Source organism: Pseudomonas sp. S10E 269 (assembly GCF_002798465.1).
Lineage (GTDB): Bacteria > Pseudomonadota > Gammaproteobacteria > Pseudomonadales > Pseudomonadaceae > Aquipseudomonas > Aquipseudomonas pergaminensis.
In genome coordinates this window covers 4,323,383-4,339,659 of sequence record NZ_PHIJ01000001.1, presented here as the reverse complement: position 1 = coordinate 4,339,659, position 16,277 = coordinate 4,323,383, and the positions used below count along the sequence as shown (strand labels likewise).

The 16,277-nt window shown below is 60.4% G+C and carries 18 protein-coding genes; 5 read left to right on the top strand and 13 right to left on the bottom strand.

Annotation, left to right across the window (positions count from 1 at the left end):
• From CWC48_RS20205 to CWC48_RS20195, 3 genes are all read right to left on the bottom strand, one after another.
• The gene (locus CWC48_RS20205) at window positions 1-366 is read right to left on the bottom strand and encodes an addiction module antidote protein (protein WP_078049476.1); all 366 of its coding nucleotides are present in this window, start codon (window positions 364-366) and stop codon (window positions 1-3) included.
• A gap of 1 nt (window position 367) precedes the next feature.
• Entirely contained in the window at window positions 368-670 is a 303-nt protein-coding gene (locus CWC48_RS20200) for a type II toxin-antitoxin system RelE/ParE family toxin (protein WP_099492331.1), read from the bottom strand.
• Between the two features lie 139 nt (window positions 671-809).
• Window positions 810-1,733, bottom strand: coding sequence for an ABC transporter substrate-binding protein (locus CWC48_RS20195; protein ID WP_078049478.1), 924 nt, complete (start codon window positions 1,731-1,733; stop codon window positions 810-812).
• A gap of 241 nt (window positions 1,734-1,974) precedes the next feature.
• On the opposite strand from CWC48_RS20195, the gene CWC48_RS20190 reads away from it, so the two are divergent.
• The gene (locus CWC48_RS20190) at window positions 1,975-3,216 is read left to right on the top strand and encodes an acyl-CoA dehydrogenase family protein (RefSeq protein WP_100490134.1); all 1,242 of its coding nucleotides are present in this window, start codon (window positions 1,975-1,977) and stop codon (window positions 3,214-3,216) included.
• A gap of 18 nt (window positions 3,217-3,234) precedes the next feature.
• Here the strand turns inward: CWC48_RS20190 and argE are convergent, their stop codons facing one another.
• The 7 genes from argE to CWC48_RS20155 form a co-directional block, all read right to left on the bottom strand.
• Entirely contained in the window at window positions 3,235-4,386 is a 1,152-nt protein-coding gene (argE, locus tag CWC48_RS20185) for an acetylornithine deacetylase (protein WP_100490132.1), read from the bottom strand.
• Window positions 4,383-5,057 carry a DUF1028 domain-containing protein gene (locus tag CWC48_RS20180; RefSeq protein ID WP_100490131.1) on the bottom strand — a complete coding sequence of 225 codons (675 nt, stop codon included), beginning with the start codon at window positions 5,055-5,057 and terminating at the stop codon, window positions 4,383-4,385. The genes argE and CWC48_RS20180 overlap by 4 nt, the downstream gene beginning before the upstream one ends.
• Before the next feature lie 9 nt (window positions 5,058-5,066).
• The gene (locus CWC48_RS20175; RefSeq protein WP_100490129.1) at window positions 5,067-5,798 is read right to left on the bottom strand and encodes a class II aldolase and adducin N-terminal domain-containing protein; all 732 of its coding nucleotides are present in this window, start codon (window positions 5,796-5,798) and stop codon (window positions 5,067-5,069) included.
• A 54-nt stretch (window positions 5,799-5,852) separates the two neighbouring features.
• A complete protein-coding gene (locus CWC48_RS20170) occupies window positions 5,853-6,683 on the bottom strand; it encodes an ABC transporter substrate-binding protein (protein ID WP_015885045.1) in 831 nt (276 codons plus the stop codon).
• Between the two features lie 42 nt (window positions 6,684-6,725).
• Entirely contained in the window at window positions 6,726-7,598 is an 873-nt protein-coding gene (locus CWC48_RS20165; protein ID WP_100490128.1) for a phytanoyl-CoA dioxygenase family protein, read from the bottom strand.
• 27 nt (window positions 7,599-7,625) lie between these two features.
• Window positions 7,626-9,143, bottom strand: a complete 1,518-nt coding sequence (locus CWC48_RS20160; RefSeq protein WP_100490127.1) for an amino acid ABC transporter permease/ATP-binding protein — start codon at window positions 9,141-9,143, stop codon at window positions 7,626-7,628.
• A gap of 214 nt (window positions 9,144-9,357) precedes the next feature.
• Window positions 9,358-10,326, bottom strand: coding sequence for a LysR family transcriptional regulator (locus tag CWC48_RS20155; protein ID WP_025855077.1), 969 nt, complete (start codon window positions 10,324-10,326; stop codon window positions 9,358-9,360).
• A 182-nt stretch (window positions 10,327-10,508) separates the two neighbouring features.
• Between CWC48_RS20155 and CWC48_RS20150 the strand changes: the two genes are divergently transcribed.
• From CWC48_RS20150 to CWC48_RS20135, 4 genes are all read left to right on the top strand, one after another.
• A complete protein-coding gene (locus CWC48_RS20150; protein WP_058425659.1) occupies window positions 10,509-10,931 on the top strand; it encodes a RidA family protein in 423 nt (140 codons plus the stop codon).
• Between the two features lie 25 nt (window positions 10,932-10,956).
• The gene (locus CWC48_RS20145; protein ID WP_071490172.1) at window positions 10,957-11,403 is read left to right on the top strand and encodes a type II 3-dehydroquinate dehydratase; all 447 of its coding nucleotides are present in this window, start codon (window positions 10,957-10,959) and stop codon (window positions 11,401-11,403) included.
• A gap of 20 nt (window positions 11,404-11,423) precedes the next feature.
• A complete protein-coding gene (locus CWC48_RS20140) occupies window positions 11,424-12,674 on the top strand; it encodes an NAD(P)/FAD-dependent oxidoreductase (RefSeq protein WP_078049490.1) in 1,251 nt (416 codons plus the stop codon).
• Window positions 12,675-12,996: 322 nt separating this feature from the next.
• A complete protein-coding gene (locus CWC48_RS20135; protein WP_100490126.1) occupies window positions 12,997-13,329 on the top strand; it encodes a DUF6124 family protein in 333 nt (110 codons plus the stop codon).
• A 263-nt stretch (window positions 13,330-13,592) separates the two neighbouring features.
• Here the strand turns inward: CWC48_RS20135 and msrA are convergent, their stop codons facing one another.
• From msrA to CWC48_RS30235, 3 genes are all read right to left on the bottom strand, one after another.
• A complete protein-coding gene (gene msrA, locus CWC48_RS20125; protein ID WP_071490175.1) occupies window positions 13,593-14,099 on the bottom strand; it encodes a peptide-methionine (S)-S-oxide reductase MsrA in 507 nt (168 codons plus the stop codon).
• Between the two features lie 94 nt (window positions 14,100-14,193).
• Entirely contained in the window at window positions 14,194-15,540 is a 1,347-nt protein-coding gene (locus tag CWC48_RS20120) for a hypothetical protein (RefSeq protein WP_100490125.1), read from the bottom strand.
• A 97-nt stretch (window positions 15,541-15,637) separates the two neighbouring features.
• A complete protein-coding gene (locus CWC48_RS30235) occupies window positions 15,638-16,126 on the bottom strand; it encodes a hypothetical protein (RefSeq protein WP_157806762.1) in 489 nt (162 codons plus the stop codon).
• Between the last annotated feature and the right edge of the window lie 151 nt (window positions 16,127-16,277).

Genomic DNA, 16,277 nt, shown 5'->3' with positions numbered 1-16,277 from the left:
TCAGATTTTTGTAGGGGCGGGCTTGCTCGCTCCTGCAATCGGCCGCACAGTCAGCTCAACCCCTAGCGCCAGCATCAGCTTCTGGATCGTTTCATAGCGCGTCTTCGAGCCACCCTTCAGGGTTTTGTAAAGACTCTCCCGATTCACCCCAGCCGCTTCCGCCACTTTGTTCACGCCTTGGGCCTTGGCAACCTCGGCAAGCGCCTTCATCAGTACCTGCGGGTCTTGAGACGTCATGCTCTGCGCCAGATACGCACTGATGGTTTCCGGGCTGTCGAGGAAGCGCGACGCTTCATAGCCGCGGGTGCCGGACGTATCCAGATCGAGGATCGGCATATCCTCGGGTTTGAATTTCGATTCGCTCATTTCATCTACCTCTCAGGGCATCAAGAATCTCTTTTGCCCGCTTGATTCCTCTTTTCTGGTCGGTTTTATCGCTCCCCCACAGCATCAGGTAAGCAGTGATTCCCGTACGCACGAAATACATCCTGTAGCCGGGCCCGACAAACACACGCATCTCACTCAGGCCGTCACCTACGGATTCACAATCCCCAAAATTGTTTTCCTCCGCCCGGTCCAAGCGAGTAAGAATCGCCGTTTTTCCCCAAATATCCCGCATACCGTCGAGCCATGTATCAAACTCCGGCGTCCTGCCGATTGAATTAGTCACAGTATCACTTGTAGCCTACTGGCTACTCCTTGTCGATGCCAGTGGAATTTTGTTTCCGGTGAGCGCCGGAGTAAAAAATCCTAGTTCAGCACCTATACAAACAGCCGGTGGATACTGTGAGCGCTTATTTCCCCCGCGTTTAAAGCACCCGATCAAACAACGGCGCCACGTCATACCGCTGCTTCAGCATCTGTGCATCCACCAGAAAATCCGCCGTGGCCTGGGCCTCGCTGACAATCGTCGGAGAGATCGGCAGCACCTTGATCGCATCGCGCTTGAACCACACTTTGGCGATTTCCGGCGCCGACTGGTTGGCCTTCGACCAGGCTTCGGCGTACTCATCCACGTGGGTGTTGCTCCACACCCGGGCGCGGGTCAAGCGGGCAATAAAGTCCTTGATGATCGCGCTTTTCTGCGCCAGCGCCGGCTCGTAGGCGACGATGTAGGTGGGCGCGCTCATCAGGCCCTTGGCGTTGCGGATCAGGGTGCTGCCTTCTTTTTCCTGCAACGACACGTAGGGTTCCCAGGTGCCGAAGGCGTCGATGTCGCCCTGGGTCAGCGCCAGGCTGGCCTCGGCCGGCAGCAGGTATTTGAAGTGGACGCTGCTGCGCGGCACCCCGGCTTCATCCAGCGCTTTATAGGCCAGTTGCTGGCTCCATGAGCCGTTCCAGATGGCGACGGTCTTGCCCTTGAGGTCGGCCACCGACTGAATGCCCTTGCGCGCCACGATGCCCACGCCATCGAGGCTGGTCTGGGTGCTGGCGACGACTTTGACCGGCGCGCCATTGGCGGCCAGGCTGATCACCGGGGTGTCGCCGACGATGCCTACGTCCAGCGCGCCGCTGGCCACGGCCGAGGCCACCGGCGAGCCGGTGTTGAAGCGCTTGAAGTCGATTTTATAGGGCAAGTCTTTCAGCTCGCCCGACAGCTCCAGCACGATGCGGTTGGAGAAGAACTGGTCACCCACGGTAAGGGTCAGCGGTTCGGCGGCGCCGGCCGATGGGCCATACAGCGCAAGAGAGGCCAGGCCCAGCAAAGACAGCAGTGTTCGACGGTTGATCATGGAAAATCCCACAGGGTTGGAGGGTTGGTTCAACCATCCGTGGGCGTGCAGTCTGGTCGTTTGTCGTAGAAGCTAACGCAATAAAAGCGCGGGGTTTAATACTGTTGGGCACTATCGATAGAACCGTCGTACAGGTCGCTAGCTGCTTTTCGTATTAAAAACTTCGCCGCGCCTGAGTTAGGGTGAGCTCACCAGACCACTGGACCCCAGCACCTGAACCATTTTCTGCAAGGTCCATTGCATGTCGATTCCCGCTTTGAACATCTGGGGCGTACCGCCCACTGCCCGTTACGAACAACTGGCCGCACCGTTTCGCCCGCTCTTTGCGCAGATTCTCGCGCAGGCGGCGGTGGCGGATCAGACACGCGGCAGCCTCGCCACCGTGATCCAGCAACTGAACGCCTTGGGCCTACCGCGCTGGCGCCTGCCAGCCAGTTATGGCGGCCAGGATGCAACGTTGGTCGAATTGCTGGCGCTGCTCACAGAGCTGTCCGCCGCCGACTCCAACATCACCCAAGCCCTGCGCGGGCACTTCGGTTTTTGCGAAGACGTGCTCAGCGCCAAGGACTTGGATTGGCGCGCCAAGTGGCTGGACCGGCTCGGCCAGGGTGCCCTGCTCTCTCCCGGCAGCACTGAAGTCGGCACCGGGGCCCGTGGCGATTTCGACACCCGCCTGCACCGTGACGAAGCCGGCGCCTTGCGCATCAGCGGCAAAAAGTTCTACACCACCGGCGCGCTCTACAGCGACTTGATCAACACCATCGCGACGGGCGAAGACGGCACGATCTACAGCGTAGTCGTCGACCTCAAGGCCCCCGGCGTGCAGATCGTCGATGACTGGAATGGCTTCGGCCAACGCCTCACCGCCAGCGGCACCTGCCTCTTCGACAATGCGCCCGTGGTGGATGACGATGTACGCCCCACCCAACAGCGCTTTGGCCACGGCCAGTCGTTCTTCCAGCTCTACCACCTCAGCACCCTCGCCGGCATCGCCCGCCGCGCCGCCCTCAGCGGTGCCGAGGAACTCAGCCAACGCGCGCGCACCTTCACCACCGGCAATGCCGACACCGCCGGCCAGGACGTACAACTGCTGCAAGTGATCGGTGAAGTCGCCAGCCAGGCCTACGCCGCGCAAGCCATCGCCCAGCAAGCGGCGCAACGGCTGGAGCACACCGCGCGGTATGTGATCGCCCATGACCAGCCGTTGCACGATGACGATCCGCAGGTTGCGCTGGCTGAATTGGAAGTGTGCCTGGCAGTGAACCCGGTGGTGGATGCGACACTGGCGGCCACCACGGCGCTGTTCGATGCACTGGGCGCCAGTGCCACGGCCAGCAACAAGGCGCTGGACCGGCTGTGGCGAAACGCGCGAACCCTGGCGAACCACAACCCGCGCGTGTACAAATCGCGGATTGTGGGGAATTACCTGGTGAATGGAATCCTGCCGCCTGCGCAGTGGCGAGTAGGCGTCGCAAAAATATAAAGGCGATCACCACAGAAGCTACTGGCTCACAAACCCCAGCACCCGCGCCAGCATCCGATCACAGGCCTGCAACTGCGCCACGCTGATGAACTCGTCCGGCTTGTGCCCCTGCTCCATGCTGCCAGGCCCGCACACCACCGTGGGAATGCCGGCTTGGTCGAACAGGCCGCCTTCAGTGCCAAAGGCAACGGTGCCGAAATCCTGCGAGCCGCAAAACTGTGCAACCCACTCGGCGGCCTGGCTTTCCAGCGAAGTGGCCAGGCCCGGGTAACTGGACAGCTCGCTGATGCTGATCGCCGATTGCGCATTCACCGCCCGCATCGCCGGCAGCAGGGTCTGCTCGGCGTATACCTGTAATTGCCGGGCAACCTGCCAGGGATCCTGAGTCGGCAAGGAGCGCACTTCGAAGTCGAAACTGCAGTCCTGCGGGACGATATTCAGTGCCTTGCCGCCGTTGATCAGGCCGGTCTGCACCGTGGAAAATGCCGGATCGAAACGCTGATCCAGATGCTGCGGCGCCTTGAGCGCTTCGCCGAGCCGCACCAGTTCGCCGATCAACCGCGCGGCGTATTCAATGGCATTCACGCCCGTAGGCGCATAGGCCGAATGGCACGCCGCCCCATGCACCTGGCACCGCATCGCCAGCTTGCCCTTGTGGCCGAGCACCGGCTTGAGTTCGGTGGGTTCGCCGATCACGCACAGCAGCGGCTTGACAGGCTGCCCGTGAAATCGCTCGATCAACGAGCGCACACCCAGGCAGCCGACTTCCTCATCGTAGGACAGCGCGATATGCACCGGCATGCGCAACGTTGCCTGCACCAAAGCCGGCACGCAGGCCAGCACACAGGCGATATAACCCTTCATGTCCGCCGTGCCACGGCCGTACAACTGACCGTCTTTCTCGGTGAGTTCAAACGGCGCCACACTCCAGCGTTGGCCGTCCACCGGCACCACGTCGGTATGCCCGGACAACACAATGCCGGGCACTTCTGCCGGGCCGATAGTCGCCAGCAGGTTGGCCTTACTCTTGTGCTCGTTGTACACCAGCTCACAGGCCACGCCGTGGTCCTGCAGGTACGTGCGCACAAAGTCGATCAAGGCCAGGTTGGATTCTCGGCTGGTGGTGTCGAAGCGCACCAGTTGCGCCAACAGGTCGCGGCTGCTGTTCATCGGTCATCTCCCGGCACGGCATAGCCGGGTGCGATCTGCGGGTTGATGGCGCGGTCGATGTAGGCCTGCAACTGCCCGCGATAAGCCTGCCAGAGCTGGTCGAGGGCGCCGATGGGGTCTTCATCCGCCCAGTCCACGCGCAGGTTGACGATGGGCCACAAGAGGTCATCCACCACCACCAGTGCCGCCGAATGCACCGGCCCCGCTTCACCACCGCCTGCCACACCGGCGTGCATCGCCGCCAGCAGGCGGTCGGCCAGATGTCCGGAGGCCTGTTCGAAAGCCGCCACCATGGCGTCGATCACAGCAGGTTGGGCGAGCATATTCCCCGCCGCCACACACTGCTCGCCACTCACCGCGTTGTGAATACCCAGGGTCTGCGCGCCGCTGAAATGCGCCGTGCGGCCTGCGTTATCAATCACCGTCACCTGGCGGTATTCACTGTGATCCTGCCCAGCCAAGGCGGCAAGCGCCTCACTCGGCGCCATCCCTTGCTCCAGCAAGTCGAGCACCTGCGGCCCCAGGCTGGGCAAGGTGATGTTCTGCGACGCCACCGCGCCCACGCCGGGCCGCAGCCACGGGCAACGCGCGCCCACCGCAATGCTTGATGAGCTGATGGCGATACCCAACTGGCCCGTCTCGGCGCAGCGGGCGACAACGGAAAAAGTCATGGGGTTTCCTCAGTCGAGCACGGAAGGGTCAGCGTCGATCATCAACTGCTTCATTTCTTCAAAGTGCTGGCGCGAGAAGTCCGCGATACCTTCCCAGCCCCGTGCAGTCTTCTCCGCCACTTCATTGGACAACACCCGCAACGGCTGCCCGGTGGACCAGGCGTTCACGAGGATCTGGCAGGCGCGTTCCAGGGTCCAGATATCGTCAAACGCCTCACCGATAGACCCCGCCGTCACCATCACGCCGTGGTTGCCCATCAGCAGGCGGCTCTTGCCGTCGAGCAGACCGGCCAGGCGCGCGCCTTCGGCCTCGGTGTCGGCCATGCCGCCGTACAGTTCGTCCACGGCCACGCGGTTGAAATAGCGCGCGGTGTTCTGGTCGATCGGCGGGATGTGCGGCGTGGCCAGGCACGCCACCGCCGTGGTGTAGACCGGGTGCAAGTGCAGCACCGCACGGGTGTGCGGCAGCAGCCGGTGGATCTGCCCGTGGATCGACCAGGCGGTGGCGTCCACGTTGGGGTTTTCGGCGCAAGAGGTGTCGTCCGCGTTCAGCAGCAACAGGTCACTGGCGCGGATACGGGAGAAGTGCTTCCACTTCGGGTTTAGCAAAAACTGTTTGCCATCGGCCGATACGGCGGCGCTGAAGTGGTTGGCTACCGCTTCGTGCATGCCCAAGTGCGCGATAATGCGAAAGGTCGCTGCCAGGTCGATGCGCGTCTTTTCTTCGTGGGATAACGCCATGAATCGGTCTCCGCAGGGCGCGGCCGCACGCGAATGCGGCGCGCGCTTGTAGGTTTACTTCGGCATCAGTGCGGCGATGTCCGCATCGGTAGGCGCTTCGAAGTTGTACTTCTTGAGCAAGGCGGCGTACTCAGGCGTGGCGCGGTATTTTTCCAGGCCGTCGAGCAAGGCCTTCTTCACCGTGTCATTGCCCTTCTTCACGCCGAAGCCATTGAGAACCGGGTAGATCAGGGTGTCGGACGAGATCACCACGCGGTTGCCGAGCTTGTCGATCACGCCACGGGCGACGGCGGCGTCGGTGATCTGCGCTTCAACGGCGTGGGCCAGCAGGGCCTGGGTGGTTTGCGGGTCGGTGCTGTATTCGCTGATCTGGATCGGCTTCAAGCCCTTGGCCACGCAGTACTCCGCCGACAGCTTGTTCATCTGCGCCAGCCACGAGGTGGCGCCCATGGAGCCGATCTTGTGACCGCAGAACTCTTCCGGGGTCTTGGGTTGGAAGGTGCTGTCCTTGAGGGTCAGGATCGACTCGCCGCTTTTCAGGTAGGGGATCATGTCGATGACCTTGACCCGCTCGGCGGTGATGTACATCGACGAGTTGGTCACATCGAAACGCCCGGCCTGCAAGCCGGTGATCAGGTTGGGGAAGCGTGTGTCGAGGGTCTCGACCTTGCGGCCCATGACCTTGCCCAGGCCGTCCATGAACTCGATGTCAAAGCCTGCCGGCTTGTTGTTATCCATGTACTCATAGGGGAAGAACGTCACATCGGAACCGGCGATGATCTTGCCGTCCTGCTGGAACGCCGAAGCCGCCAACGAAGTCATCGCAACCGCTGCGCCCAACAGGCACACGGCAAGGGGACGAACACTTTTACGAAACGCTGTCATGGTGATTACCTGCAAGGTTTTAGTAGGTAGCAAGGAATGTGGCTAGGCAGTGGCTGAATCTTGTCCCGCCTGTTGCACGAAGAATGAGGCTCCACGGGGTTTCTGCGGCAAGCGCATGTGGTTGTCGGTGGAGCGCACCAAGCCGCTTTCTTCACCGGCCACCAGCAGGCCGGCATGTGTGCTGGGCAACGGGTTTTCGCCGAATGGCAGCGCGTCTTCAGCGGCATATACGCTGATGAAAAGGGTGCGCGGCAGTTCGGTCTCGTTGGGGCTGGAAGCATGCAGAAGACGGGTGTGCATGAAGCACACGGAGCCGGCCGGGCCATAGCAGGCCACCGGTTGCTGGCAGTGTTCCTCGACGACCGCATCGTCCACCGAGCCGGTGAAGCGCTGGTGTTGCCAGTGCGACCACAGCGGGCCTTTGTGGCTACCGGGAATCACGTTCAACGGGCCGTTTTCCGGGGTCACTTCACTGACCATCAACAAGGCGGTGACGATGTCATCGTTGCTGTGGGGCGTGAACAGGAAGTCCTGGTGCCACTTCACCTGGGTGGCGGTGTGGGGCAGTTTGGAGTTGATTTTGCTGTGGTGAAAACGCGTGCCCTGGGCGCCGATCAGCTGCGCGGAAATCGCCGCCATCCGCGAGTGCAACGCCACACGTTCATACGCTGGGGAAATCTCCGTGGGCGAGCTGACCCGGCGCAGCGACGGGTGATCGGCGCGGTGGTCGCCCTCCAGGTCAAAGCGCTCACGGCCATCGACGGTGGCGCCCCAACCCCGGTCATGACTGCGGCTTTCTTCAACCCACTGGTCGAAGTCATGCTGCAGCGCGGCCACTTCCTCCACCGACAACACCCCTTCTACTACCAGGAATCCGTCGCGCTGGAATTGTTCGATTTGCGATTGCTCGATCATTTTAATGTTTCCTGAACGTTAAAGAGATCACGCCAGCGAGACGTCCTTGAGGAACGCCTCCACGCGTGGGTTGTGGCCGCTGCGCAGGGCGCCCGGCGTGTCGTCGCAGACCACGCGGCCCTTCTCCATGAACACGATGCGGTCGGACACCTTGAAGGCGAAGTTCATCTCGTGGGTGACGATCACCATGGTGATGCCCTCCTCCGCCAGGGCTTCGATCACCTGCAGCACTTCGTTGACTTTCTCCGGGTCGAGGGCCGAGGTGGGCTCGTCGAACAGCATGATCTGCGGGCGCATCATCAGCGCGCGGGCAATGGCCACGCGTTGTTGTTGCCCGCCGGACAGCTGGTGCGGGTATTTCCAGGCGTGGTCGAGCATGCCGACCTTGTGCAACAGCGCGTAGGCCTGTTGCTTGAGGTCGGAGGTGGCCCCCAGGCGATGGTATTTGGGCGCCATCAGCAGGTTGTCGAGCACGCTCAAATGCGGGAACAGGTTGAAGCTCTGGAACACCATGCCGATGTTCAGCCGATGCTCGGCGTGTTCGATGTACTGGGGCTTCTGCGCGCCGACCTTGTTCAGGTGAATGAACGGCTGGCCGTTGATCCTGATCTCGCCGTTATCCAGTTGTTCAAGGCCGTTGAGCAGGCGGATCAGCGTGGTCTTGCCGGAGCCCGACGGGCCGATCACCGACACCACTTCACCGGGCTGGATCTGCAGGTTGACCGAGCCGAGCACCTCGATATCGTTGTAGGCCTTGTGCAGCCGTGCGGCTTGCAATGCGGGTTCGCCGTTGCTGGCCAGGCGCGCCAAGGCGATGCGCTGTTGGGTGGCCAGGGCCAGCACCGCTGCATCGGGAACACGGGAGACGTTGCGCTGGTTGACGTCGAGAAAGCGCTCCAGGCGTTTAAGCAGGAAGTCGAACACCGTGACGATAAACACGTAGAAGAACGCCACCGCCGCCATGGTCTCGATCACCAGGAAGTTCTGTGAATACAGACGCTGGCCGACCATCAGGATCTCGGTCAGGGAGATCACCGACACCAACGAGGTGAGCTTGACGATAGAGATGTATTCGTTGGCCAGCGACGGCAAGGCCACTCTTAGCGCCTGGGGAATCACCACGCGCCATTGCGTGCCGAAAAACTTCAGGCCCAGCGCCCGCGCCGCCTCGCCCTGGCCTTTGGGAATCGAGAGCAGGCCACCGCGATGAATCTCGGCCACATAGGCGGTTTCGCAGATCACCAGCGCCAGCAAGCCCGACCAGAACGGGTCAGCCAGCACCGCCGAAGTGCCGGGCAGCGCCTGGGGCAGGTTGTAGATAAAGATCAGCAGCACCAACAGCGGCAGGCTACGGAACAGCCAGATGTAGCCACGGGCCGGCACGCTGAGCAGGCCATGCCTGGATTGCTTGGCCAGTGCCAGCAGAAAGCCCAGGCCAATGCTCAAGACCCAGGTCAGGGTGCTGAGCTTGATCACCGTCCACGTCGCGCGCCAGAACTCGGCATCGCCCAGCAAACCAAACATGTAATTCCAGTCGAATGTCATCGTCGCTGTGCCCTGAGAAGTTGATCTACATCGATGGGTTCAGAGTCGTAGGGGGAGGCGGTTGGGGTCAATTCGTAAAAGCCGGGGCACTGGGTAGGCAGAACCTATGCAGCCTGAGAGCAACCAAAATCCAATGTGGGGGGGGCCCCTCCCACCTTTGGTGCAGGCTTGAGTTGGCCGTATCGCGCACGCCACTTACTGGTGCAATCTCAGCTCACACCGCCATCGCCCGCACCGCATGCGGGTCAAAAAAACTCGGCGGCGCCATGCCGGGGATGTACTGGTCGGACACAAACATGCGGCACCGCTCGGCAAACGCCGACACCACCCGCGACAACTGGGTATTGCTGGCGGTGGCGTAGCCCAGGCGCATCGGCCGGTGAGCGCCCGCCAGGCGCAGGCGAATCACGCGTTTGCCGTCCTGGGACATGTTCGATTTTGGGCGCGCATTCGCGAAGGAATAGCCGATCCCATTGCCGACCATGGCGCGCACCGTTTCGAGGTTGGTGGAACGCATGATGATGTTCGGCGTGGTGCCGGCCTGGATGAACAGGCTGAGGAAATAGTCGCGGCTCCAGGGCGTGTCGAGCAGCACCACCGGGTAAGCCTCAAGGTCTTGCATGCTCACTGCCGGCAAGCTCGCCAGCGGGTGGTATTCGCCCACCATCACATAAGGCGGCAACTGCGCCAGGGGTTGGAAGTCGATGTCCGGGCTGGTCACCAGATCGTAGGTCAGTGCGATATCCAGCTCGCCGCTGCGCAGTTTTTCCAGCAGTTCCTCGTGGTTGCCCTCGGCTTGCGTCAGTCGCACGCCGGGAAACGCGCGGCCGAAACCAAATACCAATTCAGGCGTGATCATCGGCGCCAGCGACTCCAGGCAGCCCACCCGCAACGGCCCGCGCACGGTGTTCAACGACTCCGAAGCGATGGTGTAAAGGTTGGTCATCTGCTCCAGGATCAGCTTGGCTTCCTGCATCACCAGGCGCCCCACCGCCGTGAGGGAAATGCCCTGGGCGTGGTGGCGGATAAACAGCTGGATGCCCAGCTCGGCCTCCATATGGGTGATCGCCGCCGAGATCGACGGCGACGACACGTGGATGCGTTCAGCGGCCGCACTGATGCTGCCCGCCTCTCCCGACGCAACGAAATACTCCAGTTGACGCTGAGTAATACGACTGAGCATCACGCCTGCCCCTCAACAATGACTGTACCGGTGGTGTTGCAGGGTTCGTGCCGGGTCAGGCGCAAACCGATGACCTGCACGGGCTTCGGTTTTTCCTAAGCACTACCCCGCGCAAATGCTGGTTTCGCCGCAGCCGGGGCGGTGTGAAGCTGGATCTATCCCGCTTCCCACGAGTTGCCGTTATGCCGACCCACACCCGCATCCGCATGTTCAATACCCAACAGACCTACCCCAACCAGGCGCTGGACAACGACCTGTGCCAGGCCGTGCGCGCCGGCAACACCATTTACGTGCGCGGCCAGATCGGCACCGATTTCGACGGCAACCTGGTCGGCCTCGGCGACCCGCGCGCCCAGGCCGAGCAGGCGATGAAGAACGTCAAGCAACTGCTGGAAGAAGCAGGTTCGGACCTGTCGCACATCGTGAAGACCACCACCTATCTGATCGACCCGCGCTACCGCGAGCCGGTGTACCAGGAGGTGGGCAAGTGGCTCAAAGGTGTGTTCCCGATTTCCACTGGGTTGGTGATCTCCGGGCTGGGCCAGCCGGAGTGGTTGATGGAGATCGATGTGATCGCCGTGGTGCCGGACGATTGGGCCGTATGAAAGCGCTGATTGCCTGGAGTGCCCTATGACTCATCGTGTGTTTTTCCTCAACGGGCCTAACGCCAACCTGTATGGGCTGGATGAAAACGGCACCTATGGCAGCGAAAGCTTCGCCAGCATCGACGCCCGCTGCCAACGCCACGCCGCCGCCCTGGGCCTGACGCTGGACTTTCGCCAGAGCAACCATGAAGGCGTGCTGGTGGACTGGATTCAGGAAGCACGCCTGCACGCCGACGCCCTCGTGATCAACGCCGCCGGGCTCAGCTACAGCTCGGTGCCGATCCTCGATGCGTTGCTGGCGTTCGACGGCCCGATCATCGAAGCGCACATGAGCAATATCTGGCAGCGCGAAAGCTTCCGGCACCACTCCTATGTGTCCAGGGCCGCCACCGGTGTGATCGCCGGGTTGGGGGCGCTGGGTTACCAACTGGCAATCACGGCTGTGGCCGAATTGCTAGGCCAAACCGCCTAATGACTGTTCAGGAACCGCCTATGTCCGTCGAAAAAATCAACACCTTGGTCGTCGGCGCAGGCCAGGCCGGCGTCGCCATGAGCGAGCACCTGTCCTTGATGGGTGTGCCCCACCTCGTGCTGGAACGCCACCGCATTGCCGAACGCTGGCGCTCGGAACGCTGGGACTCTCTGGTCGCCAACGGGCCGGCGTGGCATGACCGCTTTCCCGGTCTCACCTTCGAAGGCATTTCGCCGGAAGCCTTCCCGCCAAAAGAGCGCATGGCCGACTACTTCGAGGCCTACGCGGATAAGTTGCAGGCCCCTGTCCGCACGGGCGTGGAAGTCCAGTCGGTGGAACGCCACGCAGGTCGCCCCGGCTTCAAGGTCACCACCTCCGCGGGCGTGATCGAAGCCGCCAACGTCGTTGCTGCCACCGGCCCGTTCCAGCGCCCGTCAATCCCGAACATCGTCCCCGCCAGCGCACCGTTGCACCAACTGCATTCCTGCGCCTACAAGAACCCCGGCCAACTCCCCGAAGGCGCCGTATTGGTGGTCGGCGCCGGTGCCTCCGGCTCGCAGATCGCCGAAGAACTGCAAAAGGCCGGCAAGACCGTGTACCTCTCGGTGGGCGAACACTACCGCCCGCCCCGCGCCTATCGTGGCCGCGACTATTGCTGGTGGCTGGGCGCGTTGGGCTTGTGGGATGAAGTCAAGATCCAGCCGAAGAAAAAGCACGTGGCGTTTGCGGTGAGTGGTTACGAAGGCGGCAAGACGGTGGACTTTCGCCGACTGGCACATCAAGGCATTCAATTGGTGGGCGTTACCCAGGACTGGGCGGAAGGCGTGATGAGGTTTCAACCGGGGTTGGCCGAGAACGTGGCTGAAGGCGACCGCGCTTACTTTGACGTACTGCGCGATGCGGATGCGTATATCGAGGCCAATGGCTTGCCGTTCCCGCCGGAGCCACAGGCCTGGGAACTGTTGCCCGATCCAGAGTGCCTGGTGAACCCGATGTTGAGCCTGGACCTGGCTGAAGCGGGCGTGACCACAATCCTTTGGGCCACCGGCTTCAAGTTCGATTTCAGCTGGTTGAAGGTGGACGCGTTCGACGAGAAAGGCGAGCCGTTCCACAAACGCGGGATCTCGGCACAGAGCGGAATTTACTTCCTGGGTTTGCCGAACCTGGTCAACCGCGCATCTTCATTTATCTATGGGGTTTGGCACGATGCGAAGTACGTGGCGGACCATATCGTGCTGCAGAACGCGTACATGGCGTACGACAAGTCCTAATCCTGCCGGGACGAAAGGCGCGAGCCTTGCCCGGTTGCCTACGCTTGCGTCAGAATCCGCCGGCTTGTGCGCTTGGGTGAGCGTCTCTAAGGTGGCTCGGTCGCTGAATACTCAGTGATCGGGTTTAGTAGCCCGAGTGACAACATAAAGTGCATGAGCCTCATCGATCAGATGTTCTTGTCTGTGCTTGATGGTGGCTGTGCGCAGGGCGCCCTCGGGCGCGCCGGCTTTGTGTGTTTCCCCGGTCTACTAACCTGCGTACAGCCGCCACCCTCTCGTTTAGTAGCGAAAAGGTGTTGGCCCTAAAACAGGTACAACACACATGTTCAAAGTCACGCCCAATCCTCCAAACGGTCCGGACCTGAAGCTCAATCATGCGGCGAATCGTGCGATTGACCATTACCTCAACCCCGGTGCCAAAGCACCACCTGCGCCACTCTTCAGCATCGCCAGCGATGCCAGCAACGAAACATTGATCGTCAACAGCTACGAAACCTTTTCCTCGGTCAGCGCCTTGCTGCTCGACCTGTCGGAGGCGTTAACGGGTAAACAGCGGGATGTGGTGCTGGCCATTCACCAGTTGAGTGAGTTGGGGGTTTTGTTGGTGGATAAGCTGATGGAGCGCGAAGCTACGCTAGCCGATCCAGGTCTTTGAGAAACCGGCCATATCCGGCTGATGCCGTCCCATAAGGGCGAACACTGCAACTGTGGCGAGCGGGCATGTCCCGCGTTGGGTTGCGAAGCAACCCTGGAAGGAGGAATGCGCGGAGTCAGGCCCTCTTCGGCCGCGGGTTTTGGGGCTGCTTCGCAGCCCAACGCGGGGCAAGCCCGCTCGCCACAGGGTACTTATCGTCAGTTCTACCTAACGACCTTGAAAGGGCTGCCCCTTACAACGACTCGCGCTTCCAGGCAGTGCTTTCAGCCACGCTTGGGCAACTTCCAATTCGGCCGAATAAAGTGGCAGGTATAGCCATTGGGAATCCGCTCCAGATAATCCTGATGCTCCGGCTCCGCCTCCCAAAACGGCCCCGCCGGCTCGATCTCCGTCACCACCTTCCCCGGCCACAGCTTCGATGCATCCACGTCCGCCGCCGTATCTTCGGCCACCTCCCGCTGCTGCTCACTCAGGTAATAAATCGCCGAACGATAACTGGGCCCCAAATCATTGCCCTGCCGATTCGGCGTGCTCGGGTCATGGATCTGGAAAAAGAACTCCAGAATCTGCCGGTAGCTGATCACTGCCGGGTCGAACACGATTTCAATCGCTTCGGCGTGGTTGCCATGGTTGCGGTAGGTGGCATTCGGCACATCGCCGCCGGTGTAGCCGACGCGGGTGTGCAGCACGCCGGGGTAGCGGCGCAACAGGTCCTGCATGCCCCAGAAGCAACCGCCGGCGAGGATGGCGGTTTCGGTTGAGTTGGTCATGGTCTGCCCTTGCGTTAAGTGAATACCTGCCTAGTTATGGGGCCGTGTTGGCCAATAGCAAGATTTACGGTTTGTTACGCAGTGCGCCGGGAGCTCAGGGTTTGAAGTTTTTCATCAATTTGAACAGGTGGCCGGGCCAGATCCAGTGTGCTTGGGGCGGGTCGCGAGTCTCACCGAGAGCGTCCAGAAAGGTTTTGTTGGAAGCTTCACCGTCAGGCCCGTTCACGTTTGAAACCGGGTGAGTTGGAACGCTTGCTGGTTCCTCTGGCTTATAGACACGGCGGTTAGCCACATCCAGTACATAGCCGGCGGCCTTGCCGTATTCGGTGAGGTTCCACACCCCGTTGACGACTTCGAAGAGAGCCTCGGAGGGGGGGAGTTTTATGTCCTTGTGCGTGGTGGTGACGATATGGTCCGCCGCCTTGGCGTAGTTGAAGGTGACGTACTCACTGCCGAGGGGGGGTTGATCCGCACCTTCACTGGAGAATTTTTTCACCATACGCTCCAGGAACGGTATGCCGCCAAAGTGGGAGTACACCCCAATGCCCGGATCCAGGATGTGCTTCACAAAACCCGGGTCAATACGGCTGCTGCCGAGCGCTGAACTGGACAGTATCCGTGAAGCGATGGTGGCGTCCTCCGGCTTGAAATCGAACGTCGTCCAATACTCATCGACGTAATAGCCATTATTGCTAATGAGTTGGCGACCGTCGCTGAAATAACGATAGTCAGCGAGTGCATAAACCAATCGGTCGACGTGACGTAGATCCGCACCTTCTGAATGTGCATAAGCGTACATATCCGAGATCAAGGCACGGTCATCGAGGGTGAGAAAGTCGTTGCGATTTTGAGTGCCGTTTTCAAAGGTCGCGGGTGGAAGGGCAACGGGTGGTTCGCCATTGTGAAACATGCGCGAAATGAAGGTCTCACGACCGTTAATGGGGACTGGCTCAGGATAAGAAACACCTGAAGGCGCCATCGACTGGACGGTTTCCCACGCCACCCTTCGCTCGTTAACCGTGAAGGCGCCGCCGTTGTCGCGGGCGATCAGGTTGAGTTGATCTCGCCCTAGTCCCTTGAAGGGGTTGCTGTCATGACCGTTGAGGAAACCGGTCGCTTGTCGCGCACGGGCCAGGAGTTCTGGGTCATTGGCCGTTGGAGTCTCTGCGTCGTGTTGTGCCTTGTTGGCGAAATACTGTTCGTCGGTGATGGGTTCTAGGGAGTCGGCGTTCTTTTGGCCAACGGGTGTCTCCGCCCGTTGTGCCGCATCACTCAGTTGACGCGCCAGGATTGAGACGGTGGTGGTGCCGGCATTACGTGTAGAGAGGGGGGCATCAGCCTGGGCGTTGTCAGGCGAGACTGTTGACGGAATAACAATGCCGCCGGATTCATTCGTCACGCGACTGTTAGACGAGGAGGTATTAGGGCTGATAGTGATCATTAGTATTCACCTTGCGTTAGGCATGTGAATGGTCATGTAAAAGTTTCTTACCTATCCAAATACCCGTAGCCAAATTGGCTGCGGGCATCACACCACACTAATAGCTATATTTAATTGTCACAGAATCAACGCCGACAGGACGAGCGTAAGGTGGAGTGCCGCCCAATACCGTATGAAAAATCGTAACTTTTGAACCATGACCGAATGACTGATTGTTAAAATCCATCAGCACACCCGAAGAACTCGGAAAGATATCACGACAATCTTTTTCAGCACTGAAGGAGCGAAAGTAACACAGCTCAACCTTCTCACTCAGTGTCCCAGGATAGTACGTTGTACTCCACCGAATTTCTGATATCTGCTTGGGGTCTTGGAGTGTTCCTGAGGGAATATCCGCAGCCAGCACACTAAAGTTTGCGAATTCACGACTCGGCACAGTATTAGAATTGGACAGTACCAATACGGGAGTTGGTGCCACCGTTTTAGTAAAGACGCCCTCAGCCGCCAACACGGAATTTTTTGTAAAAATAGTTAAAACAACACCCACAGCAAGCCAAACCTTATTGATACTTTTCGAGCTCTTCATAATCTTCACCCTAGTTCATAAATTAATACCTGAGGCTCCAATCATTCCAGCAGTAGGAATCACACCACTACCCTTGCACGATTTTTCAATTCAAGTAAGGCACCCGTTTCCTAAAAACATGAAGTCCTTATCTGTAATACTTACAAGTAGG

Excerpts from the sequence above, each read along its gene's own strand:
- CWC48_RS20190 (WP_100490134.1), top strand. The coding sequence starts at position 1,975 with ATGTCGATTCCCGCTTTGAACATCTGGGGCGTACCGCCCACTGCCCGT.
- CWC48_RS20135 (WP_100490126.1), top strand. The coding sequence starts at position 12,997 with ATGTTCAAAGTCACGCCCAATCCTCCAAACGGTCCGGACCTGAAGCTC.
- CWC48_RS30235 (WP_157806762.1), bottom strand. The coding sequence starts at position 16,126 with ATGAAGAGCTCGAAAAGTATCAATAAGGTTTGGCTTGCTGTGGGTGTT.
- msrA (WP_071490175.1), bottom strand. The coding sequence starts at position 14,099 with ATGACCAACTCAACCGAAACCGCCATCCTCGCCGGCGGTTGCTTCTGG.
- CWC48_RS20160 (WP_100490127.1), bottom strand. The coding sequence starts at position 9,143 with ATGACATTCGACTGGAATTACATGTTTGGTTTGCTGGGCGATGCCGAG.
- CWC48_RS20120 (WP_100490125.1), bottom strand. The coding sequence starts at position 15,540 with ATGATCACTATCAGCCCTAATACCTCCTCGTCTAACAGTCGCGTGACG.
- CWC48_RS20150 (WP_058425659.1), top strand. The coding sequence starts at position 10,509 with ATGCCGACCCACACCCGCATCCGCATGTTCAATACCCAACAGACCTAC.
- CWC48_RS20165 (WP_100490128.1), bottom strand. The coding sequence starts at position 7,598 with ATGATCGAGCAATCGCAAATCGAACAATTCCAGCGCGACGGATTCCTG.
- CWC48_RS20205 (WP_078049476.1), bottom strand. The coding sequence starts at position 366 with ATGAGCGAATCGAAATTCAAACCCGAGGATATGCCGATCCTCGATCTG.
- CWC48_RS20145 (WP_071490172.1), top strand. The coding sequence starts at position 10,957 with ATGACTCATCGTGTGTTTTTCCTCAACGGGCCTAACGCCAACCTGTAT.
- CWC48_RS20140 (WP_078049490.1), top strand. The coding sequence starts at position 11,424 with ATGTCCGTCGAAAAAATCAACACCTTGGTCGTCGGCGCAGGCCAGGCC.
- argE (WP_100490132.1), bottom strand. The coding sequence starts at position 4,386 with ATGAACAGCAGCCGCGACCTGTTGGCGCAACTGGTGCGCTTCGACACC.
- CWC48_RS20175 (WP_100490129.1), bottom strand. The coding sequence starts at position 5,798 with ATGGCGTTATCCCACGAAGAAAAGACGCGCATCGACCTGGCAGCGACC.
- CWC48_RS20195 (WP_078049478.1), bottom strand. The coding sequence starts at position 1,733 with ATGATCAACCGTCGAACACTGCTGTCTTTGCTGGGCCTGGCCTCTCTT.
- CWC48_RS20170 (WP_015885045.1), bottom strand. The coding sequence starts at position 6,683 with ATGACAGCGTTTCGTAAAAGTGTTCGTCCCCTTGCCGTGTGCCTGTTG.
- CWC48_RS20180 (WP_100490131.1), bottom strand. The coding sequence starts at position 5,057 with ATGACTTTTTCCGTTGTCGCCCGCTGCGCCGAGACGGGCCAGTTGGGT.
- CWC48_RS20155 (WP_025855077.1), bottom strand. The coding sequence starts at position 10,326 with ATGCTCAGTCGTATTACTCAGCGTCAACTGGAGTATTTCGTTGCGTCG.